The organism is Micromonospora sp. RTBAU3-60 (genome assembly GCF_054963695.1).
The window spans coordinates 18,808-36,720 of the sequence record NZ_JBUEGB010000067.1 but is presented as its reverse complement, the minus strand read 5'-3'; the positions used below and the strand labels follow the sequence as shown (position 1 = coordinate 36,720).

General features: G+C 67.1%; 16 protein-coding genes. 1 reads left to right on the top strand and 15 read right to left on the bottom strand.

The window, feature by feature from the left end; all coding sequences use genetic code 11:
- Positions 1–318: 318 nt before the first annotated feature.
- From ACY34I_RS33710 to ACY34I_RS33680, 7 genes are all read right to left on the bottom strand, one after another.
- A complete protein-coding gene (locus ACY34I_RS33710; RefSeq protein WP_462759217.1) occupies positions 319–1,662 on the bottom strand; it encodes a transposase in 1,344 nt (447 codons plus the stop codon).
- Between the two features lie 163 nt (positions 1,663–1,825).
- The gene (locus tag ACY34I_RS33705; RefSeq protein WP_462759216.1) at positions 1,826–2,347 is read right to left on the bottom strand and encodes a transposase; all 522 of its coding nucleotides are present in this window, start codon (positions 2,345–2,347) and stop codon (positions 1,826–1,828) included.
- Entirely contained in the window at positions 2,325–6,113 is a 3,789-nt protein-coding gene (locus tag ACY34I_RS33700) for a hypothetical protein (RefSeq protein WP_462759215.1), read from the bottom strand. The genes ACY34I_RS33705 and ACY34I_RS33700 overlap by 23 nt, the downstream gene beginning before the upstream one ends.
- A 581-nt stretch (positions 6,114–6,694) precedes the next feature.
- The gene (locus ACY34I_RS33695) at positions 6,695–7,750 is read right to left on the bottom strand and encodes a hypothetical protein (RefSeq protein WP_462759214.1); all 1,056 of its coding nucleotides are present in this window, start codon (positions 7,748–7,750) and stop codon (positions 6,695–6,697) included.
- Between the two features lie 102 nt (positions 7,751–7,852).
- Positions 7,853–8,614 carry a hypothetical protein gene (locus ACY34I_RS33690; RefSeq protein ID WP_462759213.1) on the bottom strand — a complete coding sequence of 254 codons (762 nt, stop codon included), beginning with the start codon at positions 8,612–8,614 and terminating at the stop codon, positions 7,853–7,855.
- Entirely contained in the window at positions 8,611–8,805 is a 195-nt protein-coding gene (locus ACY34I_RS33685) for a hypothetical protein (protein ID WP_462759212.1), read from the bottom strand. Before ACY34I_RS33685 ends, ACY34I_RS33690 begins: the two co-directional genes overlap by 4 nt.
- Positions 8,802–9,428, bottom strand: coding sequence for a helix-turn-helix domain-containing protein (locus tag ACY34I_RS33680; protein WP_462759211.1), 627 nt, complete (start codon positions 9,426–9,428; stop codon positions 8,802–8,804). Before ACY34I_RS33680 ends, ACY34I_RS33685 begins: the two co-directional genes overlap by 4 nt.
- Before the next feature lie 62 nt (positions 9,429–9,490).
- Here ACY34I_RS33680 and ACY34I_RS33675 point away from each other — a divergent pair, with 62 nt between their 5' ends.
- Positions 9,491–9,691, top strand: a complete 201-nt coding sequence (locus ACY34I_RS33675; RefSeq protein ID WP_462759210.1) for a hypothetical protein — start codon at positions 9,491–9,493, stop codon at positions 9,689–9,691.
- A 176-nt stretch (positions 9,692–9,867) separates the two neighbouring features.
- Here the strand turns inward: ACY34I_RS33675 and ACY34I_RS33670 are convergent, their stop codons facing one another.
- From ACY34I_RS33670 to ACY34I_RS33635, 8 genes are all read right to left on the bottom strand, one after another.
- Positions 9,868–10,887, bottom strand: a complete 1,020-nt coding sequence (locus ACY34I_RS33670) for a C40 family peptidase (RefSeq protein ID WP_462759209.1) — start codon at positions 10,885–10,887, stop codon at positions 9,868–9,870.
- Positions 10,888–11,693: 806 nt separating this feature from the next.
- A complete protein-coding gene (locus ACY34I_RS33665; protein WP_462759208.1) occupies positions 11,694–12,134 on the bottom strand; it encodes a hypothetical protein in 441 nt (146 codons plus the stop codon).
- A complete protein-coding gene (locus ACY34I_RS33660; protein WP_462759207.1) occupies positions 12,131–12,532 on the bottom strand; it encodes a hypothetical protein in 402 nt (133 codons plus the stop codon). The genes ACY34I_RS33665 and ACY34I_RS33660 overlap by 4 nt, the downstream gene beginning before the upstream one ends.
- 118 nt (positions 12,533–12,650) lie before the next feature.
- Positions 12,651–13,640 carry a DUF932 domain-containing protein gene (locus ACY34I_RS33655; RefSeq protein WP_462759206.1) on the bottom strand — a complete coding sequence of 330 codons (990 nt, stop codon included), beginning with the start codon at positions 13,638–13,640 and terminating at the stop codon, positions 12,651–12,653.
- 76 nt (positions 13,641–13,716) lie between these two features.
- Positions 13,717–14,934 carry a helix-turn-helix domain-containing protein gene (locus ACY34I_RS33650; protein WP_462759205.1) on the bottom strand — a complete coding sequence of 406 codons (1,218 nt, stop codon included), beginning with the start codon at positions 14,932–14,934 and terminating at the stop codon, positions 13,717–13,719.
- 166 nt (positions 14,935–15,100) lie between these two features.
- Complete coding sequence (locus ACY34I_RS33645) at positions 15,101–15,832, bottom strand: hypothetical protein (protein ID WP_462759204.1); 732 nt, start codon at positions 15,830–15,832, stop codon at positions 15,101–15,103.
- 84 nt (positions 15,833–15,916) lie between these two features.
- Positions 15,917–16,618: a hypothetical protein gene (locus ACY34I_RS33640; protein ID WP_462759203.1), complete on the bottom strand. Its 702-nt coding sequence runs from the start codon at positions 16,616–16,618 to the stop codon at positions 15,917–15,919.
- Between the two features lie 292 nt (positions 16,619–16,910).
- The gene (locus ACY34I_RS33635) at positions 16,911–17,762 is read right to left on the bottom strand and encodes a replication-relaxation family protein (protein WP_462759202.1); all 852 of its coding nucleotides are present in this window, start codon (positions 17,760–17,762) and stop codon (positions 16,911–16,913) included.
- Positions 17,763–17,913 lie beyond the last annotated feature (151 nt).

The window sequence follows — 17,913 nt, the reverse complement described above, 5'->3', positions numbered from 1 at the left end:
CGCAAATCGTGGAGCGAGGCAGGACGCGTGACGGCAACCTGCGGATGGTTCAACCTACCGAGTGAGCTGATGAAGAAGATTTTTTCGACGCTGGCGGTGTGCGCGACTCTCGTAACTGTGGGCGGTTGCACCCGTTATCGTTAGAGCGGCCGCGGGTCAGCGATGTGGCGTGGGTTTCGCAGGACAAGATGTACTTTCTCCGCGAGGTTGGCTCCGAGGGTAGCGAGTTGTGGCCCCGTCATGCGGGGCACGAACGCAAGCTGGTATCAAATGCGGACATTCCCGACCTTTGTGGTCCGCTTGATTTCTTGTTCGTTGTCAAGCCAGGCACGCTGGGGCCTGGGGGTGGTGTGCGACGGCTTCGGAAGGTTGATCTCGTACTCGGAAACCACTGGAGCGTCCGCCGCCCTCCTGGACGTGCCGAGACAGGCGGCTGCTGTTGCTTTGACCGACGACGGTCGGAGCGGCTATATCGGCACAGGCAAGGACGGTTGTTGGGAAATTCAACCATTTGGGGATGCCGCCGACAGCTACTCCACGGACTGGGAAAATGGTCCTGCCGGTCGGGAAAGTCAGCCAAGTCGCCCGTGGTCGTTGGCGACGGAAGCATCCTTTTCCTTGCCACCAACGAGCCTCGGCCTGAACAGATGGACGGTTACGAGCGGCGCGTCTCTGTAGCCGGATCAGGGTGCCGGCGATGATCGGCAGGTCACCGGTGTGGTCGATCCAGCAGGTGCGGCGGGTCAGCCTGGGGTGCAGTTGGTCCCAACTGTCGGCTTGTGCGGTGCCGTAGCGGCTGGTCGGGGTGAGCGTGGTGTGCTGCGGCGTAGGCCAGGTGGCCGGGTCGTTGCAGGCGAACTCGGGGCCGTGTTTGCGGGGACGGCCGATGGCGCCTGGCTGCCTGGTGGGCTTGGGAAACCGCAGGACCCGGTCCGAGCGGATTCGGCCGACCAGGAGCACGGGCAGGTCGGACAGCACCCAGGCCAGTCGGGCGGTGTCGTAGCCGGTGTCGCAGACGATCAGGATGTCGGGTTCGCCGGGCCGCCAGTGCCCGACGCGGATCAGCCGGTCGATCAGCTGCCGGAGCTGGTCGGCGGTGACCGCGGTGGCGTCGTCGGTCGGGCCCAGCCGCACCGCGTCGAGCACCTGCGTCCACGACGTGCGGCCTGGCTCCAAGGCGGCGATGAACGAGTATGGCCAGCCGGGGATCATCTGTGCTTGGCCCTTCGCGCGCCCGTAGGTGTGGCAGAACAACCGGCCTGGGCTGGTGGACGCGTCCGGGCGCAGCCAGTTGCTGACGTCAACGGCGAGCATGATCCGCCCGTCGGCGGCGCGAGGCAACGCCAGTCCTGCGAGGGTCACCCGCAGCCGGGCGACATCGATTCCGCCAGCGCTCAAGGCGCCGTACAGAGCGCCGTGACCACGGCGGTGCTCGGCGGCCAACGACAGGTCGACCAGGCTGGTCACCGGCCCGCCCGAGCACAGCAGCGCGTCGGTGAGCTCGAACAACGCGTCCGCCCGCCGCGGCAGACACTGGTAGAAGTCCCGACGAAACCCAGCCAACCTCGCTGCTGAGCCCTCAGCCGACCCGACCCCTGACGCGTTCGGCGTGGGCGTGTCAGGCAACACGACGCTACCCAGGTAGTCCAGAATCGTGGCCACGGCCACCGCCTATTCTGTTCTTCGTGTCCTTGCAGGGAACGCGAAGGATCATCAGGCGGTGGCCGCTTTACGTCTCCACGACACGCCGAGTCCACACAGGACCATCTGCCGACCGAGACGTCCGAGGTTAAAGAACAAGCTTAGAGCCTGGTAAATAAGGGTTTCAGGTGTGTTGGTGGCGGGCGAGGCGTCGGGCCATGACGATGATCATGGCCCACTGGACCAATGCGGCGTGGTGCTCGGATAGTCGTTCGTAGTCGCGGACGGTGCGTCGGCATCGGTTGATCCACGAGAAGGTGCGTTCGACCGCCCATCTGCGGTGTAGGACCACGAAGGTGGTCTGCCCGGCGAGTTTGGCGACGATCCGTATGGTCAGGGCGAGGTGGGTGGCGGCCCAGTCGACGAGCTTGCCGGCGTAGCCGCTGTCGGCCCAGACCAGGCGGATGCGGGGAAAGCAGGCGTGTAACGCCTGTAGGAGGGGGCGGGCGGCGTCGCGGTCCTGGGTGTTGGCGGCGGTGATGAGGATCGCGAGGAGCAGGCCGCTGGTGTTCACGGCGATGTGCCGTTTGCGGCCGTTGATTTTCTTCCCGGCGTCGTAGCCGCGGTCCCAGACGAGACCGGGGACGCCGCCGCAGTGCTGAGGGCAGCATTTCAGTGGAAAATCAAACGCTTTGCTGTTGAGCACGCAGTTCCCACCCCCAGGTGAGGGGTGTATTGATCAAGCCCTTGCACTCGAGGTGGACGCTTGGTCCCGAGATTGAAACGTGAGCGTCCAGGCCGGGGTGATTTTTGATCGCGTTTGCGTCCTGCCCGCCACCGTCGAGACTTGTCGTGCCATCGATGCGGGCTGCGAGTGTGGTGATCGACCAGGTTCCGCGAGTTGTTCGCGTGTCGTCGGTGACAGTGATTATCAGGTCGATTCGCTTGACGTCTGGGTCGGCAAGCTCGCAGAGGACGACTGTCGCTGGGACGTCGTCGTTGGTCGTGGCCGATCCGATCGACGTGTCAATGGCTACTGTCTGCTCCGCTCGCCTGCTGGTCGATGATAGCGACTCGACGTCTGTTCCAGTGGTAAGAAGGTTCGCGGCATTGCCTTGATGAAGCCAAACTCCGGATCCGTCGTCTGTTGCACGGACCCTCAGGCCACGACCCCCGGTCGTTGCATTCACGAAAGTCTTGGACCAGAGTTCACCGTGGCCGGGCTCCACAATGACATCGACGTCACTGTTTGGAGCACCTGTGAAGCGGATTTGGCGATGCGCCGCCTGCTCGCTAGTGAGCCGTTTCGTGCCCCCATCCGATACGTCGACATCCAGCCAGACGGAGGGCTCGCTGATTAGGGGTTCCCAGACTGTGGGGTCTTCAAAGCACCACAGCTCCCAAGCAATTTCGCCATCCTCGTCTTCGTTTAGCGTTTTTCCGACCGTGCAGTATTCCTCGAAATTTGGCCGATTAGTGCCCGAGTAGCCCGATTTAAGCGCGCGCCACAGTCCGCCGTTGTCGTCGCGCAGGACATAGCCGGCGTAGTAGGTCACACGCAGTTGCCAATGATCTGCGGCGTCGTGTTGCGTCGGGATTGCTGTCCGGCTCTTCGCGCGCCAAGCTGCGGGCCAATTCGGCCTGCCCTCTTTCGGGGCGTTGAAAAGAATGTCGCCTTGCTCGAAGGCGTTGCCGCCAGACTGGTCGAGGTCGGTGAGATCGGGAAGGCCGGAGCCGTCGGCACGGGCCGGAACGGCGCCAAGCCGGCGCTCCACCCCGGTCTTGTTCCCAAGCCAGATAGACGGAAAGCACATCGCAGCAGGCTGCGGAAGCGAACGGCCGCCTACCTGTGTATAGGAATGGAAGGGAAGGACCCCTTTGCGGTTTCCGCCTTCGAAGTACCACTCCACCTTCCACCGTAGCGTCGGATCTGGGAGGGCCTTCAGATTGCCTACGGTCTTTCGGCCGTAGGCGCCATCCCATCGGTCCCTCAAGACGCCGACATCCTGGCACCAATGTCCGGGTACATCAGGAGCACGCCCGGCGGTAAAGCCCTTTATGAAGTCGTTCCACCCATCGGCTCGCTTAAACGTTGCAACAGCCCAGTAAGCCTGGATGTCGTCCTTATGTTTGAACCCGAGATCCTGACCATGATGTTCCCCCACGCCCACGATGACCGGGTTCTGGAGACCAGATTCAGTCAGGTAACCCTTGTCCCACGACTCCAGCCGCTGGGACCAAACCGTGAAGGGCACATTGAAACCGGCTACAGATGCAGTGCTGACTTTGGATCGGAGGTGCATAGCCTTGACGTTGTTAACGGTAGCCGCACCAAATGCACCGCCGTCGAACCGGCACGGCTGCTGGCCATCCTCGACGTAGATGTAGTCGAAAGTTGAAGAGTTGGAACCGGTGGCAGCTACTTCGTGGTACAAGGCTCCGCCCTCATACGCCCAACACGTCCAGGTGATGTCGCCGTCATCGACGGTGTTGTGGGGAGGATACAGGCTCGTTGGCCAGGTGGGTTCCTTGTCCCTGCCGGTTTTGCCTGCTCCCCTCACGTCTGTGGCGCGATATATGAATCCTGTCCTTTTATCATCCTGGGCCGGGTCTGCGGGGAAGGTTGGCAGCATGGGTTGGCCGGGGGAGATCGGCTGATTCGGGCTCCAGTTCCAGTTTTCCGGCACCTTGGCTCCGTGCAACGTCCAAGTTGGCGTCGTCTCGCCTGGTAGAACTTTAACCATGAATCCATTGTTGTTTGAGTGGATTGCCGCCCAACTGTTTCCGAACCAAGAATGGTCATGCAGACCCCACTCGTCGCACGAATCCACGCTGAGCACGCCCGTCTGAGCTCCCGCGTTCGCGTTTTCACCGGATGTCAGCACGCCGGTGCCGGTGCAGTTCTGGACCGTCACGTGGCCCTTGATGCACCAGAGGTTGGCGAGAAAGCCCGGCGAGCTGTCGAAGACTATGCCGTGGCCACGTATGCTGTGGACATAAGTGTCTTCGATGGTGACCGCTGATGCACGTACGCGGATTCCCACCGTGCGGAAAAGCTTATTCTCCGAGGGAAAATTGTCGGGATCTTGCACAATCTGAAGATTGCAGATCCGGGCGCCATCGCCGGTCGTTCCCGAGCCGTCGATGGATGTTCCGACTATGTCGATGAGAGCGTCGCCGTCGCCGAGGTCGACGCCGAAGACAAGCATGCTGGCACCATATGAGTATCCGGGGGCGGCGCCTTCGAGCGAGACACCCCCATCGATCAGGATTTTCGATGCGCAGCGATAGACACCAGGGCCCAACTGGACCGTCGTGGTCGCCTGTCGTCGCCTCAGCGTGTAGTCGCGAAAGCGCTTGGCGGCGTTGACCGCAGCATTGATCGCTGCCGCGTTGATTTTTGGGCGGTCACCGGTTTGCTTGTCAGGGTCACCGAGGGCGCCCCACCAGGCGACGTGAAAGGGCGTCGAGATCGTTCTCTTCCACAGGCCGCCGCTGCCGCCGTCGGTGTCGGTCGCGGTCACGAGCAGCGCATCGTCGCCAACCACTGCCTTTGGGCCGCACGTGTATTTCCACCCGGTCGGCACCGGCGCGGGCAGGGGCACCGGCAGTGTCAGCGTCTTGCTGTCGAAAACGGCGCTGACATCCCAGATCCGATTGTGACTGAGATCGGGCGGGGACGGGTCCGGCAATGCCACATCCTTCGACGCGACGACGCCGGCTACAGCGAGGCGTTGCGCGCCTTGCGGCCGCCCATGGTCATCCGCAGTTCGCAAATAGACGCAACTCGCGCGTGGCGTGCCGGTGCCCAGACTAGCGTCGGTGATCCCTTGCACTAGGAATTTGTCAGGCTCGGCGGGGTCGACGCGCGCGACGATCCGAGCCCCCGTCGCGTTGCCAACGTCGCTGAGATAAACACTTTGCCCTGCGTGGAAATCGTGACCCGGAGCGGTGAAGGTCATGCCAGAAGAAGAGGAAACTGCGCCGATGATGACAACGGATCTGAGTGCTGCTCGTTCAATCGTATCCTTTTTCTCCACACCAATAAAGGTGAAGTCGCCACCTCCATTATCTCCAGGGGTGGCATATCCGGCGACCGAAGCCGTACTGCCGGCCGGTGCAGTGACAAGCGTCTTCAAGACGGCTATTGACTCAACGCTGTAGTTGCGGGACTCCTGAATCCAATGCAGGCTCGTCGTTCCCACCGTGATTGTGCCGGCTGCCGGCGTTCGCAGACACCATTGGGTTCCCGCATGTTGACCACCTATAGCGACGCGGACAGTCGCCTCGCTCGTGTCTGGAGTTGAGAGCCCCTCGCGCATATCCCCGGAACGCTTGAGCCTGAATTGACCTGATGCCGGGCTGGCGGTCGCGACGTAAATCCCATTCTCAACCGGGTTCTTTTGATCCTTGACAAGGATCCGATCGCCCGGGCCAACGGGGACACCGTCAACGCTGGTGACCGTCGTCAAGTCCGGGATATCGTCGGTAGTTGCAAGTCTCACCGAGTCTTTCCATGTACCCACGTTAAATCTCCGTCGCCAACTCGTTAACCAACTGACGTCGATACATATTTCGTGTTACGCCTTCCTTTGCCAGTTGGTGCACAAAATTTCCAGTGACGAAGGCACGTGCTGAGTTCGGCGACCCCCACCGACCCTCGCCGTAGACGCCGGCGGGCGATCGCGCCGGACCGTCACCGGCCTGCTCAGCGACCCGCTCTACACCTGATCGTGTGATGAGGCACGGGGACGAAGAGCGCAACGTCTGTGATCTCGATGCCGCTGACGGTCGTAGCTCGCGGCCTTCCATGCAGTCGATACTCTCGCGAGCGGCTCGCGCAGGTAGGCAGATCCCCGGATCTGTCAGCGGAGAATCTCAGTCAAAAACGGTCCCGTAGTCACCATGCATGGCGTGAAGGCGATAGACCACGTTCGGCATGATCAGGATCCGCATCTGCCGCTGTCGTCGTGGCCGTGCCGGTCATAGTGGGTTGCGGTGCCGATGAGCGTGCGTTGGCATGCGCGTCTGCTTCTTGATAGGAGGCCGACTGCTACACAAGGTCCGGCTTAATATCGATCCACTCGCGCAGCTGGTCGGCGAGGTGCGTATCGAGGACTTCGCCCAGGTGCCACTGGGCTGCGCTGACCAGATTCTTCGCCTGCCGGGAGTGACGCATTTGCGTGCGGTCAAGACCGTCCAGGTCTCGCCGGTCGGCGAGCGTCGCCACCTCCTTCAGACTGACGGGGATAGCTTCCAGGCAGCCCCGGACGATGTCGTCAGGCGACGGCAGCACCGGCAACTCAATCCCCGCGCGGCGCATGTCCGCAGCGAAGTACGCCAGTTTCTCGGCGCTCTCGGCTTCGCTGAACACAGCCCGGGCCCGCCCCTGCCGCAGCAGCCACAGCTTGAGCTCCGCCCAGTCCGCCCGCGGGTCCGACCGGTCCCGCAGCTGCTGATCGATGACCAGCAGCAGATACAGCCACCAATTGGCTCCTTCGCGCGGCGCCGGCTGGCGCCGGTTTAGCCACTGCCGGCGCTGATGCTCATCGAGTTGGAGCAGGTGGACCAGCCCGTCCTTCACGGCCTGCCGCTGCCCGCCGAGTCTTCTCGCGGCCACAAGCTCGGGCGGATGGGGTGCGCTGATCGACCAGACGTCACCGGCAGCGACCATCGCCTGGTACCCGGCCGTGGCGACGAGGAGGGATATCCGCGACTCGGCAAGCCAGTACCGCCGGTAGTCCGCATCGGCCTGGTCGGTGATCTCCTGCAGGTGGTAGCCAAGGCGGTCCAATTCGGCACGCAGCTGCGTGAACCGCAGCTGCCGGCCGAACGGCCCGTACCGCTGCACGAGTGCCTCAATGACCGTGATCCTTGCCAGGCGATGCGCCTGCACGGTGAAGCCGGTCGCCTGCCAGGAGTCGGATCCGGGCCGCCGCGCCCAAAAGAACTCCACCAGGCCGTAGTCACGCCGCATCACGGTGCGGTTCCGATCCTCTACGAAGTCGCCACCCAGCGTGCGGGCTACATGGCCCGGTGAGTCCGTCAGGCCCACACTCAACACGGCACCGCTGACCACGACATCGAGGAAGAAATCAAGATTGGCCACCGGGCAAGCGTGGCGAAGTACTGGGTGCAGCGCAATCGGCAGCGGTCACCAAACGATGCAGCCCGATTACCCGTTCAAGTCGCGTGACGAGGCATAGCTCGGTCACGCGCCCGCGAGGTTGGCCCGGGCGGCGGCCAAGTAGCGCCGGGCCGTTCTCGGAGCGCGACCAATCTCGGCGGCCACGTCCTCGGCGGTCACGTCCGGCCGGTCCGCCACGATCGCGGCCACCTTCGCGATTATGTCGTCGGCCGTGTCCGACTGGCGAGGCCGGAGCGAGGCCGGCCGGACGCGGTGACGACGGGCGGCCGTGGCCGTGGCCGAGGCGGTCCGCCCGTCGCCCGCACGGGTGGTGGTGTCCACCGTGGCCGTAGCCTGCGGCCGGGCTTCCTCCGGCGCGTGGCCCTCCGGCCGGACGTCCGTGATCGTGGCTGAGGCGGCGGCCGTGGCCGTCGGGCGGCCGGTCGCCAGGAGGGCCCCGGTCGCCATGAGCATCAGGCCGTCCACGGCCAGCGGCCCGACCGTGACCGTGACCGCGTCCTCGCCGTAGTGGCCGAGAAGGCCGGACAGGTGCCGGTAGGAGACCAGGGCGGCCACGGCGGCCACCGGGAGGAGGCCACCGAACCGCAGCGCGGCCCACCGGCGGCCGGACGGCCATGCGGTCCGGGCCAGGATCTCAACGGCCACGAACAGGGCCACCGGCCAGAAGACAGATCCGGCCACGGCCCCGGTCTCTGGCGACCAGTCGGCGGGGGCGTCCTCGGGCCGGACGTAGGAGTGAGCGACGTTCGCCGCAATGGACACGGCCCCGCCGAGGACGGCACCGGCGTACGCCCAGTTACGGCCGGCGATTCGGAGAGTGGTCATCGGGCGGTCTCCTTCGCGGTCGCGCGGACGGTGGCGGGCCTGGCGTCGCCGTGGCCAGCGGCGCGGATGGTCGGGCGGACCTCCTCGGTGTGCCTGTTGACCTGGTGGCGAGCGACGGCGATGGGGGCGGGCACGGCGGCGGGGTCGCAGGGGAGGACGGCGGCGATGGCGTAGCCGGCGGTCGCGTTCATCGGTCACGTGCCAGGGCCTCGGATCGGCACGGGCCACAGTTGCCGGCCGGGGAACCCCGGTGGCGCGGGCACTGGGCGGCGGCGGGGTGAGGGGTGAGGGCTGCGCCGCGAAGCGAGCGCGAGCCCTCTTGGTTCTTGACGGTTAAGGACGGTTCGGCGGAAGCACGCTTCCGGCCGTTCGGAAGCACACTTCCGGCCGTTCCGTACTGCACTTCCGCCCGGTCCCGGACCGGGGGGAAGGCAGCTTCCGCCCGGTTTTCCACAGGCTCCGGGGCCTCGGTTGGGCGGCCCGACTGCGGCTCGGCCAGCGGGTCCAGGGGCGCCGGGAGCGGGCGTCGGCGCTCCATCGCGAGATCCCAGACGACCGGACGACGGTCGGCGGGAAGAAGGGTCGCGTGACGCTGGTCGCCTCGGCGGATCAGGCCGAGGCGGGCCAGTTCGGCGAGGTCATTCCGGACCGCCCGGACCGACTTCCGCGCGTAGAACGCCAGGCGCTCCTGCGACGGGAAGGCGGCGCGCCCGTTCGCGTGCGCGTGGTTGGCGAGGCTGATCAGGACGGCGAGACAGGACGGTGGGACGTCCGGGGCGTCGCTGAGGGCCCAGGACAGGGCCTCGATACTCATCGGGTCACCGCCAGGTCCAGGATTTCGACCAGGCGTAGCGCGGGAACGCCGTGAGGTTTGGTGTGGGCGACCTCGAGGGTGTTGTCAGCGCCGGGGCGATAGGCCTCGACAGCGGCGGCGTTGACGGTGGCCAGGTCGTCGGCGACCCGGGCGACGAGGTCGTCAGCGTCCAGGGCCGGGGCGAAGTCGGGAATAGCGACCGCGACGCTGTGGGCGGCCAGCTGGGCGGCGCGCTGTTGATAACTTCGGTGTCGGTCGAGTGATCGGTGGCGACTACACAGCGGTGGGTAGGGTGCATTGGGCGGACCTCCAGCGTCCGTCAAGACCCCGGGAGCGGCGTTGCAGCGCCGTCCGGGGCGCTCCTTATCGGGATGCGGGCCTCGTGTGGCACTGGCACGCTTCCCGCGGCGGGCGAATGTCGCATTTGATGCGACATTGGCTATTTCGCGATGCGGCGAATCGCTGCGATCTGGTTGAGCCAGTTGCTCAGGTGTGTGATCTTGACGGCGTCGCCGGTTTTCGGGGCGTGGATGATGAGCCCTTCGCCGAGGTACATGCCGACGTGGCGCGGGTTGGACATGCTGCCGTTGCTGCCGGGAATGAGGATGAGGTCGCCGGGAAGCAGGAGCGCTGGGTCGGCCACGGGCGCGCCGGCGTTGACCTGGTCGGTGGTCACGCGCGGAATGGCGATGCCCGCCGCCAGGTAGGCGGACTGCACAAGCGACGAGCAGTCGCACTGCTTGTCAGGGTCGCCGGAGTGCGGGCTGGTGCACGATCCGCCGAAGTGATACGGCGTACCGAGTTGGTTGACGGCCCAGAAGATGGCGGTGGTCACGGCGGTCGGGGTGTTGGCGGGTAACGCGAACCCGGCCGGGAGGGCGGCGAGCGCGTCGGTGGCGCAGCCTGCGAGGGTGTTCGCCAGATGCTCCACCAGATGTAGAGCGTCGTCGGTCCATGTGGCGTACGCGTCGGGGAAGGCCGAGGCCTGGACCGCCTGGGCGGCCTGAGTGAGCGGCATCGTCTCCCAGCCGGGGACGGTGAGGAGCTTGTCGAAGAACTTGCCCGCCTGGTAGGCGGGCTCGGACAGTTCGTCGACGGTGCCCCAGCCCTGACTCGGGCGCTGCTGGAACACCCCGATCGAGTCGTGGTCGTTGCGGTCCCCGAGGTGGGGCAGGTTGCGCAGGCCGGACTCCTGCATAGCGGTGGCGACGCCGACGACCCACCCCCAGCGGGGTACGCCCTTGGCGACGCCGACGTCGATGATGGTCGCGGCGACCCCGAGCTGCTTGGTGTCCCAGGTACCGGCGGCGGGCAAGTGCCCGGTGGGGCGTACGGCGGGCGCGGTGATCATGCCGCACCCGCCGGAGCCGCCGCCCATGACGGCCGACAGCAGGAGCATGGGCAGGCCGAAGCAGGCGACGATGACGACGGTGGCGATGCCGATGATGGCCTTGGTCATGGTGATTTCCCTTTCGGTGAAAACGAAAAAGGCCGGCCTGCGCGTGTGCACGGCCGGCAGAGGTGGCGCGAGGTGTGGCTACGGACCGTGGATGAGGGCCAGCAGCTTGGAGTAGGTGTCGCGGAGGAAGTCCGCGATCAGGTTGTGGTCTCGAAGCATGGATGGCCGATGTCGACCAGGGTGGCGTAGCGCAGTTCCTGTGGCCGGATTCCAGGCCGGGGGCGTCCCAGAGCGTGGTTGAGGAACAGGGCGCCGTTGATGTGTGGGGCGGGTGGGGTTATGGGTTCGGGGGCAGGTAGCCAGGAAGGGACAGCCCGGGTCGTTGAAGATGGAGCGCGGCGGTGAACCGGGCAATGGCAGCCCCGCGTTCATAGGCGTTGCGGTGGGTGCGGTACATAGCTGCCGCCTCCGGGTGGGAAACACAAAAAAGAGCCGTGGGCCGCCCACCCGGGCAGCCCACCTTGAGCGGTCGGGTTAGTTGATGGACGTTTGGAGTACGTGGGCGGCCTGGCGTAGCAGTTGCTCGAGAGGCGGCTGGCGTCGTGTAAGGCGTGCCGGCTGAGGAACAGTGCGCAGCCCCACGGGTCGGCCAGCAGGGCGATGGGTTGGGTGTGCAGGTGATGGTGCAGGCGCAGTCGGGCTCGCTGTAGGTGGTGCGTGGCAGGTGGTGGTGGACGAGGCAGCGGCAGTCGCAGCGCCTCTGCCACGGTGGCGTGCATGCCATGAGGTCACTCCCGAGGCGGGTACGCCTCCGTAGCCGGCGGCGTCCGAGGCGTACGCGGTGAAAGGTGGTGTGAGGGCGCCGTTCAGGCCGGCGGCGCGATGGAGGTTCGGCCCGGTCCCAGGAGCGGGTTGTTCTGGATCTGGCGAGTTTTCTCGGCGGTGAGCAGGTAGGCGGGTATCCGCGGCACGTGCTCGTGCCAGGCGCGGTAGAGGCGGTGTATGCCGTCGATGAGCAGCGGGCTGGGTGGGTGCCCGGTGACGTCGATTTGGGCGACGATCAGGGGCTTGGTCAGGTCGGTGGTCATGGCGTAGGCCCGGTTGAGGCCGGTGCTGGTCGGGCCGATGAGGTTGACCGCCTGCTGGTGCGGGTCGTCGAGGCGGGTCAGGCCGTAGGCGGTAGCCCAGGTCATGACGTCGAGGGACCGGGTGTCGCGGGGCGTGGTGGCGATGAGCGCCTCAGCGGCGTCGACCGAGAACACCCACGGCCCGAAGTGGAACCACTGCGGTTGCCGAGGGGCGGTCATGTGCCGCCCCCGTTCTTGGTGAGGCGGGTGTAGATCGCGACGCAGCGAAGGATCAGCTCGTGTGACGGCAGGGTCAGCAGCCGCTGCCGCTTGTCGTCGCGGAGCCGATCCCAGATCAGGACAGTGACGGCGGCCGACCACACGTCCACGAGGACGCCGTCGATCTTGGCGTACTGGCGGTCGGCGACGATGCGTCGCAGCGTGTCGATGAGGGTGGCGTCTCCGGGTGGGTGGTTGGCGTCGTCGGGCCGTTGCGCTTCGGGAAGCAGGGTGTAGCAGTCCTCGCAGGTGTAGTCCCTGCGCGGTGGGTCCTCGGTCTCCCACCGCTGGACATCGGTCGCGGGTAGTCCGCACACCGACTGCCGTCGGCCGCGGGGGTAGCGGATGTGGGCGCTCATCGGCTGCCCGCCCGGTCTGACCCCCACTTGGTTGTGCTCCGCTGTGCCAAGGGGCGTGTCCCTTCCTTTGCGGGCCGGGGCGGCGGCACGGTGACCGCCGCCCCGGGCGTGGAGGCGGTCAGACCTTGAGCAGGTCGAAGGCGGCTAGCTTCAGGTCGGCGACGTTGCCGGTGAGCACCCGGTTGGCGCGGGCGGTTTCGTTCTTGGCGGGCTGGTAGTGGTCCAGGTACTCGGTAATGGCCTGGAATCCGGCCCACCGGCTGCCGGCGATGGCCTTCTGGGTGTCGGCCTCCCGGATCAGGTACTTGAGCGTGCCGAGCCGCTGCTTGGCGTTGTTCTTGGTCTTCTCGGACGCGTTGTCCTTGACCGGCCACACCTGCGCCACCACGCTCTCGAACTCGCGCATGGTCAGCTCCGCGTGCAGCATCCGCTCGGCGGCCTTCTCGAAGGTCTCCATGTACTTCCACATCAGGCCCAGCGCCTCGCGGGCCTGGCTGATCTGGGAGTTGACGTTCGAGGTGTGCCGGAATGTGTAGTGCCCGACCGCGTGCGCGAAGGCGGCGCGTTGCGTGTTGGCGCACACAATCCGGATCGGGCTGGCGTCCACGCGCAGTGCGGCGGTGCCGTCGTGGGAGGTCGTGCCGATCAGGTAGAGGTCCATGCGGTCCACCCCGGCGATCTCCATCGCGTCCGGCAGTTTCATGGTCACGAACACGCTCTTGCCCCGGCGGAGGCTGCCGGCGGTCTCGAAGTGGGCGCCGCCCACCTGATCGACGAGGCGATCGAGCATCTCGGCGCATTGCTCGTTCTGGACCACCGTGTAGTCGGTGCCGACGATGCCCAGGTACTCCGTCTGGCCGGTGACCGGGTTGCGGCGTACGGTCATCCGCTTGTCGTCGGCGGGGATCTGCATCTCGATCCCGTCCACGATGTCGATGCCGACCGTACGGATGGTGCGTACGCCCCAGTCGCCGAGGCGGGCGGCAGCCATGATCTCTTCGGCCCGCATGGTGTCCTGGGTGACGGTGCCGAGTTGGTGCCAGGCCGACAAGCGGGCGCTGGCAAAGGCGGTCGTCCCGTCGGTGAATGTCTCGAGTTCGTGCGGCACGGGGACTTCCCTCTCGATGCGCTGCGGGGGCCAAGCGCGCGCCTCGGCCCCCGGATGGGATTTGGGATGGGTGGGATCAGGACTGGTCGGTGGCGTTGTCGCCTTGCTCTGTGCTGCCTGCGTCGGCGTGCGTCGGGTAGGCGAAGGTCAGCGGCGCGTCGGAGACCATGACGATGCGAGCCGCGGCGGCGGCCTTGGTGCAGTTGTTGCGCACTGCCCCTGCGCTGACCGTGCGGCCGAGCTGCCCGCCGATGGTGGTGGCGATGTCCTGCGGGGTCATCGCTTTGCCGGGGTTGGCGGCCAGGACGTCGAGGGTCAGCTTCTCCAGCTCGCCGCGGCCGAACGGTTGGCTGCCATCGGCGTTGATGGTCGCGTCGCTGCGGCGGCCCACGCTCCTGGTGATGCCCGTCGTGCGGGTGGGCAGAGCGACGACGTGGGTCTCGCCGTCCGGCCCGACGACGTGGAGAGTGCCGTCAGGCCGGATGAGGGGTAGCACTGTCGCTGTGGCGCTCGGCATGTTCGGCAGCCCGCGGATGACCTGGTAGCACAGCGGGCAGCGGGGCGGCTGCGGGTTCGGGTCGACCTCGCTGGCCTTGGTGGGACCGGCGACCCACCGCTGCGGTAGGCCGGGCAGGCGACGGGCGGCGTCGGCCTGTTCCATCGCGGTCAGCAGGCGGGCGGCGGTGGGGTGTCCGATGCCGCTCTCGGCCACGATCACGTCGAGCGTCGCGCCGTCGTCGTGGTCGGCCAGGACGCCCTTGATGGCCATGACCTTGCGGTCACCGGGGCGCCTGGGCTGGACGGAGGGGGCGTTGTTCGTGCTGGTGCGCTCGTCGTGACCGTCGCGGTCGGGCTCGTCGGCGGGTTTCTCGGCCGGGTCCGTGGTCTGCGGCGAGGTGTCGCCGGAAGAGTCTTCGGCAGCGGGGTCGTGGTCGGTCCTGCTGCCGTGGTCCGTCTCGACCGTGCTGCCGTCGTTGGTGGAGTCGATGTCGTCACCGTCGTCGGGGTTGAGGGCGGCGTCGGTGGGGCCGGTCTGGTCTTCGGGCTGGGGCTCGGTGCTGGCCGGTGGGGTAGCGGGCCTCCACCTGGTGGGGGTGCCGCCGGCGGGGTCCGCGCCGGTGTCGACCGCGACGATCAGGCCGGCGTCGGCGAGGGTCTTGATGGCTTTGTCGGTGGTGGAGCGGGCCTTGCCTGACCTTTCGGCCATCTCGTGGACGTTGCCCTGACCGAGTGCGGTCAGGGCGTCGAGGACCGCCTGCGTGGCAGGCGACAGGGATGGGGACTGGTTATCCATGAAATTCCCCCTTCGGGAACTCGTTGGGCAGTTCGGCACGGTTGTGCCGGGGCTGTGGTGCGCCCGGGGCGTGGGCGGCCGCGAGCGCGGCAGGCGCGGGATGCGCTGTGGCGCGGGTTGCCGGTGGCTCCCGGTTTCGCGGATACGTGCCGGACAGGGGCCGCCCTTAGGCGGAGAGGTCGGCGGCTTCGGCCGGGGTCAGCTGGGCGGGGGTGCGGTTTGCCCAGGCGGCCGAGTGCCGCAGGTGCCACCACCGCAGCAGCGACCGGCACGCGGCCGGGAGGTCGTTGCAGGTCGGCAGGTGGTAGGTGATGGCGGGCTGGGTGTCGCGGTGCTCCGGGTTGGTATATGCGACGGGCGTCCACCCGTCGTCGGTCTGGCAGACCTCGCCGACGACGCGGCACGGGTAGGGCACGTCGAAAGCGTTGGCGGCCTCCGGGTCGGGGAGTACCAGCCAGGCGTGCGGCGCGTGGCGGCGCAGCGTGGCAACGCCGTAGGAGGGGTCGCCGGGCTGCAGCAGCACGTACCGCTCATCGCCGTCACCGCTGCGGTGGTGGTTGCGCCAGCCTCGGTAGGCGTTGACGAGCATTTCTGCGAGGGCGGCGTGGCGTTCGCTGGCGGCGAGCACGTCGGTCAGGGCTTGGGCGTGGCTGGGGGTGTGCAGGTCCGCGTGGGCGGCAAGCTGCCGCTGCGCGGCCTTGGTCTGTTCGACCAGTCGGGCGAGGGCCTTGTCGAGGGTGGCGGTGTTGTCGTTGAACCCGAGGGTGATTTTGTGGAGTAGGCGGGCGAGGTCGCCGAGGGGGTCGAGGGCGGCGGTGTCGTGGCGCCAGAGATGTTCTCGGTGTACGTCGTTGGTTTCGGCGGCGATGCGCCGCAGCGCGGGATCGGACAGGAACACGAGCAAGGTCTCCTTTGCTGGGTTGGGGTGTGGGTATGGCGAAGGCCGGTCGCAGCGGGGCTGCGACCGGCCTTGGGTTGGGTGTCAGGCGATGGCGACCGCGCACACTCGTGCGTTGCAGCGCAGGCTGCGCAGGTAGGCGCACGCGGCGTTGAGGAACCGGAGCCGGTCGGCCACCGAGGTGGTGGCGGGCATGAGGAGGCGTCCGTCGGTGGTGATCAGCGCGTCGCCGATGAGGGCGATGCGCCAGTAGAGACCGACGTAGGTGACTTCGCCGGCCTGGTAGACGGACAGCTCGTATGGGTCGAAGGTGTGGCCGTCGGCGTAGCCGAGCATGGCGAGCACCCGGGGTTGCTGCTCGAAGCGGCGACGCGCCTCGGTCAGGGGGACTTTGCGTGGGTCGGCGTGGTGCTGGGCGAGGAAGTCTTCCCAGGGGCGGGCCGGACGGGTGGTGTGGGCGATGTGGACGTTCCACGCCCTCCAGCGCAGGCTTGCCCTGGTGGCGGCGCGGGCTGCGGTGGCGGTGAGGTCGAGGCGACTCTTGCGCCCTCCGGCGGCAACGGTGATCGCGCCGAAGCGGCGGGCCGCGTCGAGCAGGAAGTACCCGAACCAGCGGGTGAGCCAGCCGAGCAGGCGACGGTGGCGTACGTGGTAGCGGCGGGCAGGGATGCCGTCGGCGTGGAGATGGTCGTTGACCTTCTCGCTGGCGGCGAACCAGTCGGCGTCCTCGCCGGGGGCGAAGCAGACGGTGACGACGCGGACTGGCATCGAACGGTTGACGAGCATGGGGGATCCCTTCGCGAGGAAGCGGACGAGCAGGGGTGGTGCCATTCGGCGTCTGGGCCGGGAAGCTGCCGGTGAGGTGCGGGGCGGGGAGTCACGAGCCGACCAGACGGTGGGCGGGTGGTCCCGCTGACGCGGGCAGATCGGGGGCAGACGGGCGGTGGCGCGAGCAGAAGAGGAGAGAAACTGTCCAGCACCGTAGCTTCGTGACCTGACAGCCCCGGCCCTGTCAGAAACAGTGATCATGCTCGTGAGCTGCGTTGTCAGGATCGGGTGCGGTGCCGGTCAGGGTTTGTCAGGTCGTGAAGACGCCGTCGATGAAGTTCGGGTTGTCCGCCACGGCCCGCCCGTGGTCGCTGGGCAGGTCGACCAGCCGGACCCGCTGGATGCCGCCACTGGGCAGCCAGACCGCCTCGGCCGGCTCGGTCTGCTGGGTCGCGGTGGCTGCTGGCACGTCCGCCGCTGCGCTGCGGAGCAGGCGATGCAGGTGTTCTTCGCGCTCGGCGTTGGGTAGCCAGAACAGCACCGGGTAGCGGGGGCCGCCGCGGTGGGGGAGTGGGGCGTACCGGTCGAGCTTGGCCACCACCCGGCCCAGGGGCTCGGTGCCGGTATCGGCCTCCAACCAGAACCCCGCGGTGGTGTCGCCGACGCTCCACAGGCCGTGCCCGTCGGCGGTGATGGTCCGGAACTGCTTGGTGGTCGTCGCCTCAGACCACCAGCGGTCCAGTCGGGCGTCGTTGTGCTGGCGGGCGTGCGCGGTGAGCCGGACGAAGAACTCGTTGGCGGTGAGCAGGTGTGTCAGGTTGGGGTTGGCCGACAGCCGTTGCACGCTCTGGCGGCTGGCTCGGACGGTGGGTTCGGGCAGGTTGTGGGCGGCGGCTTGGAACCGGTGTCCGTTGTGGCCGAGGGTCCAGTGCCAGGGTTGGCTGCCGCCGCCGTCGCGGGCGAACCGGAACCGGTCCAGCAGGCCCAGGGCGGCCAGCTCACCGAGCCGGATCTGACACGTCCGGCGGGCGTGGAACAGCATGCGGTGGATCTGGTCGGTGGTGAGGACCTGGTGGTCGTCGAGCAGTTGGAGCAGCCGGCGGTCGCGGGTGGTGATGTGCGGGTAGATGGTCAGCAGGCCAGCAGAGTGTGATGGCGGCATAGGTGTTCACCCCGTGGAGAGAGAAATCCCGTAGGGAGTCTGGATGAGTTGATCTTGCTTTCGGTGCTGTCATCAGGCGGGTTTGGGCAGGTCAGGCACCTGACAGGCCGGGCGGAGGGGACTCGTGTGGGGTCTCGTGTCGCCGACACCC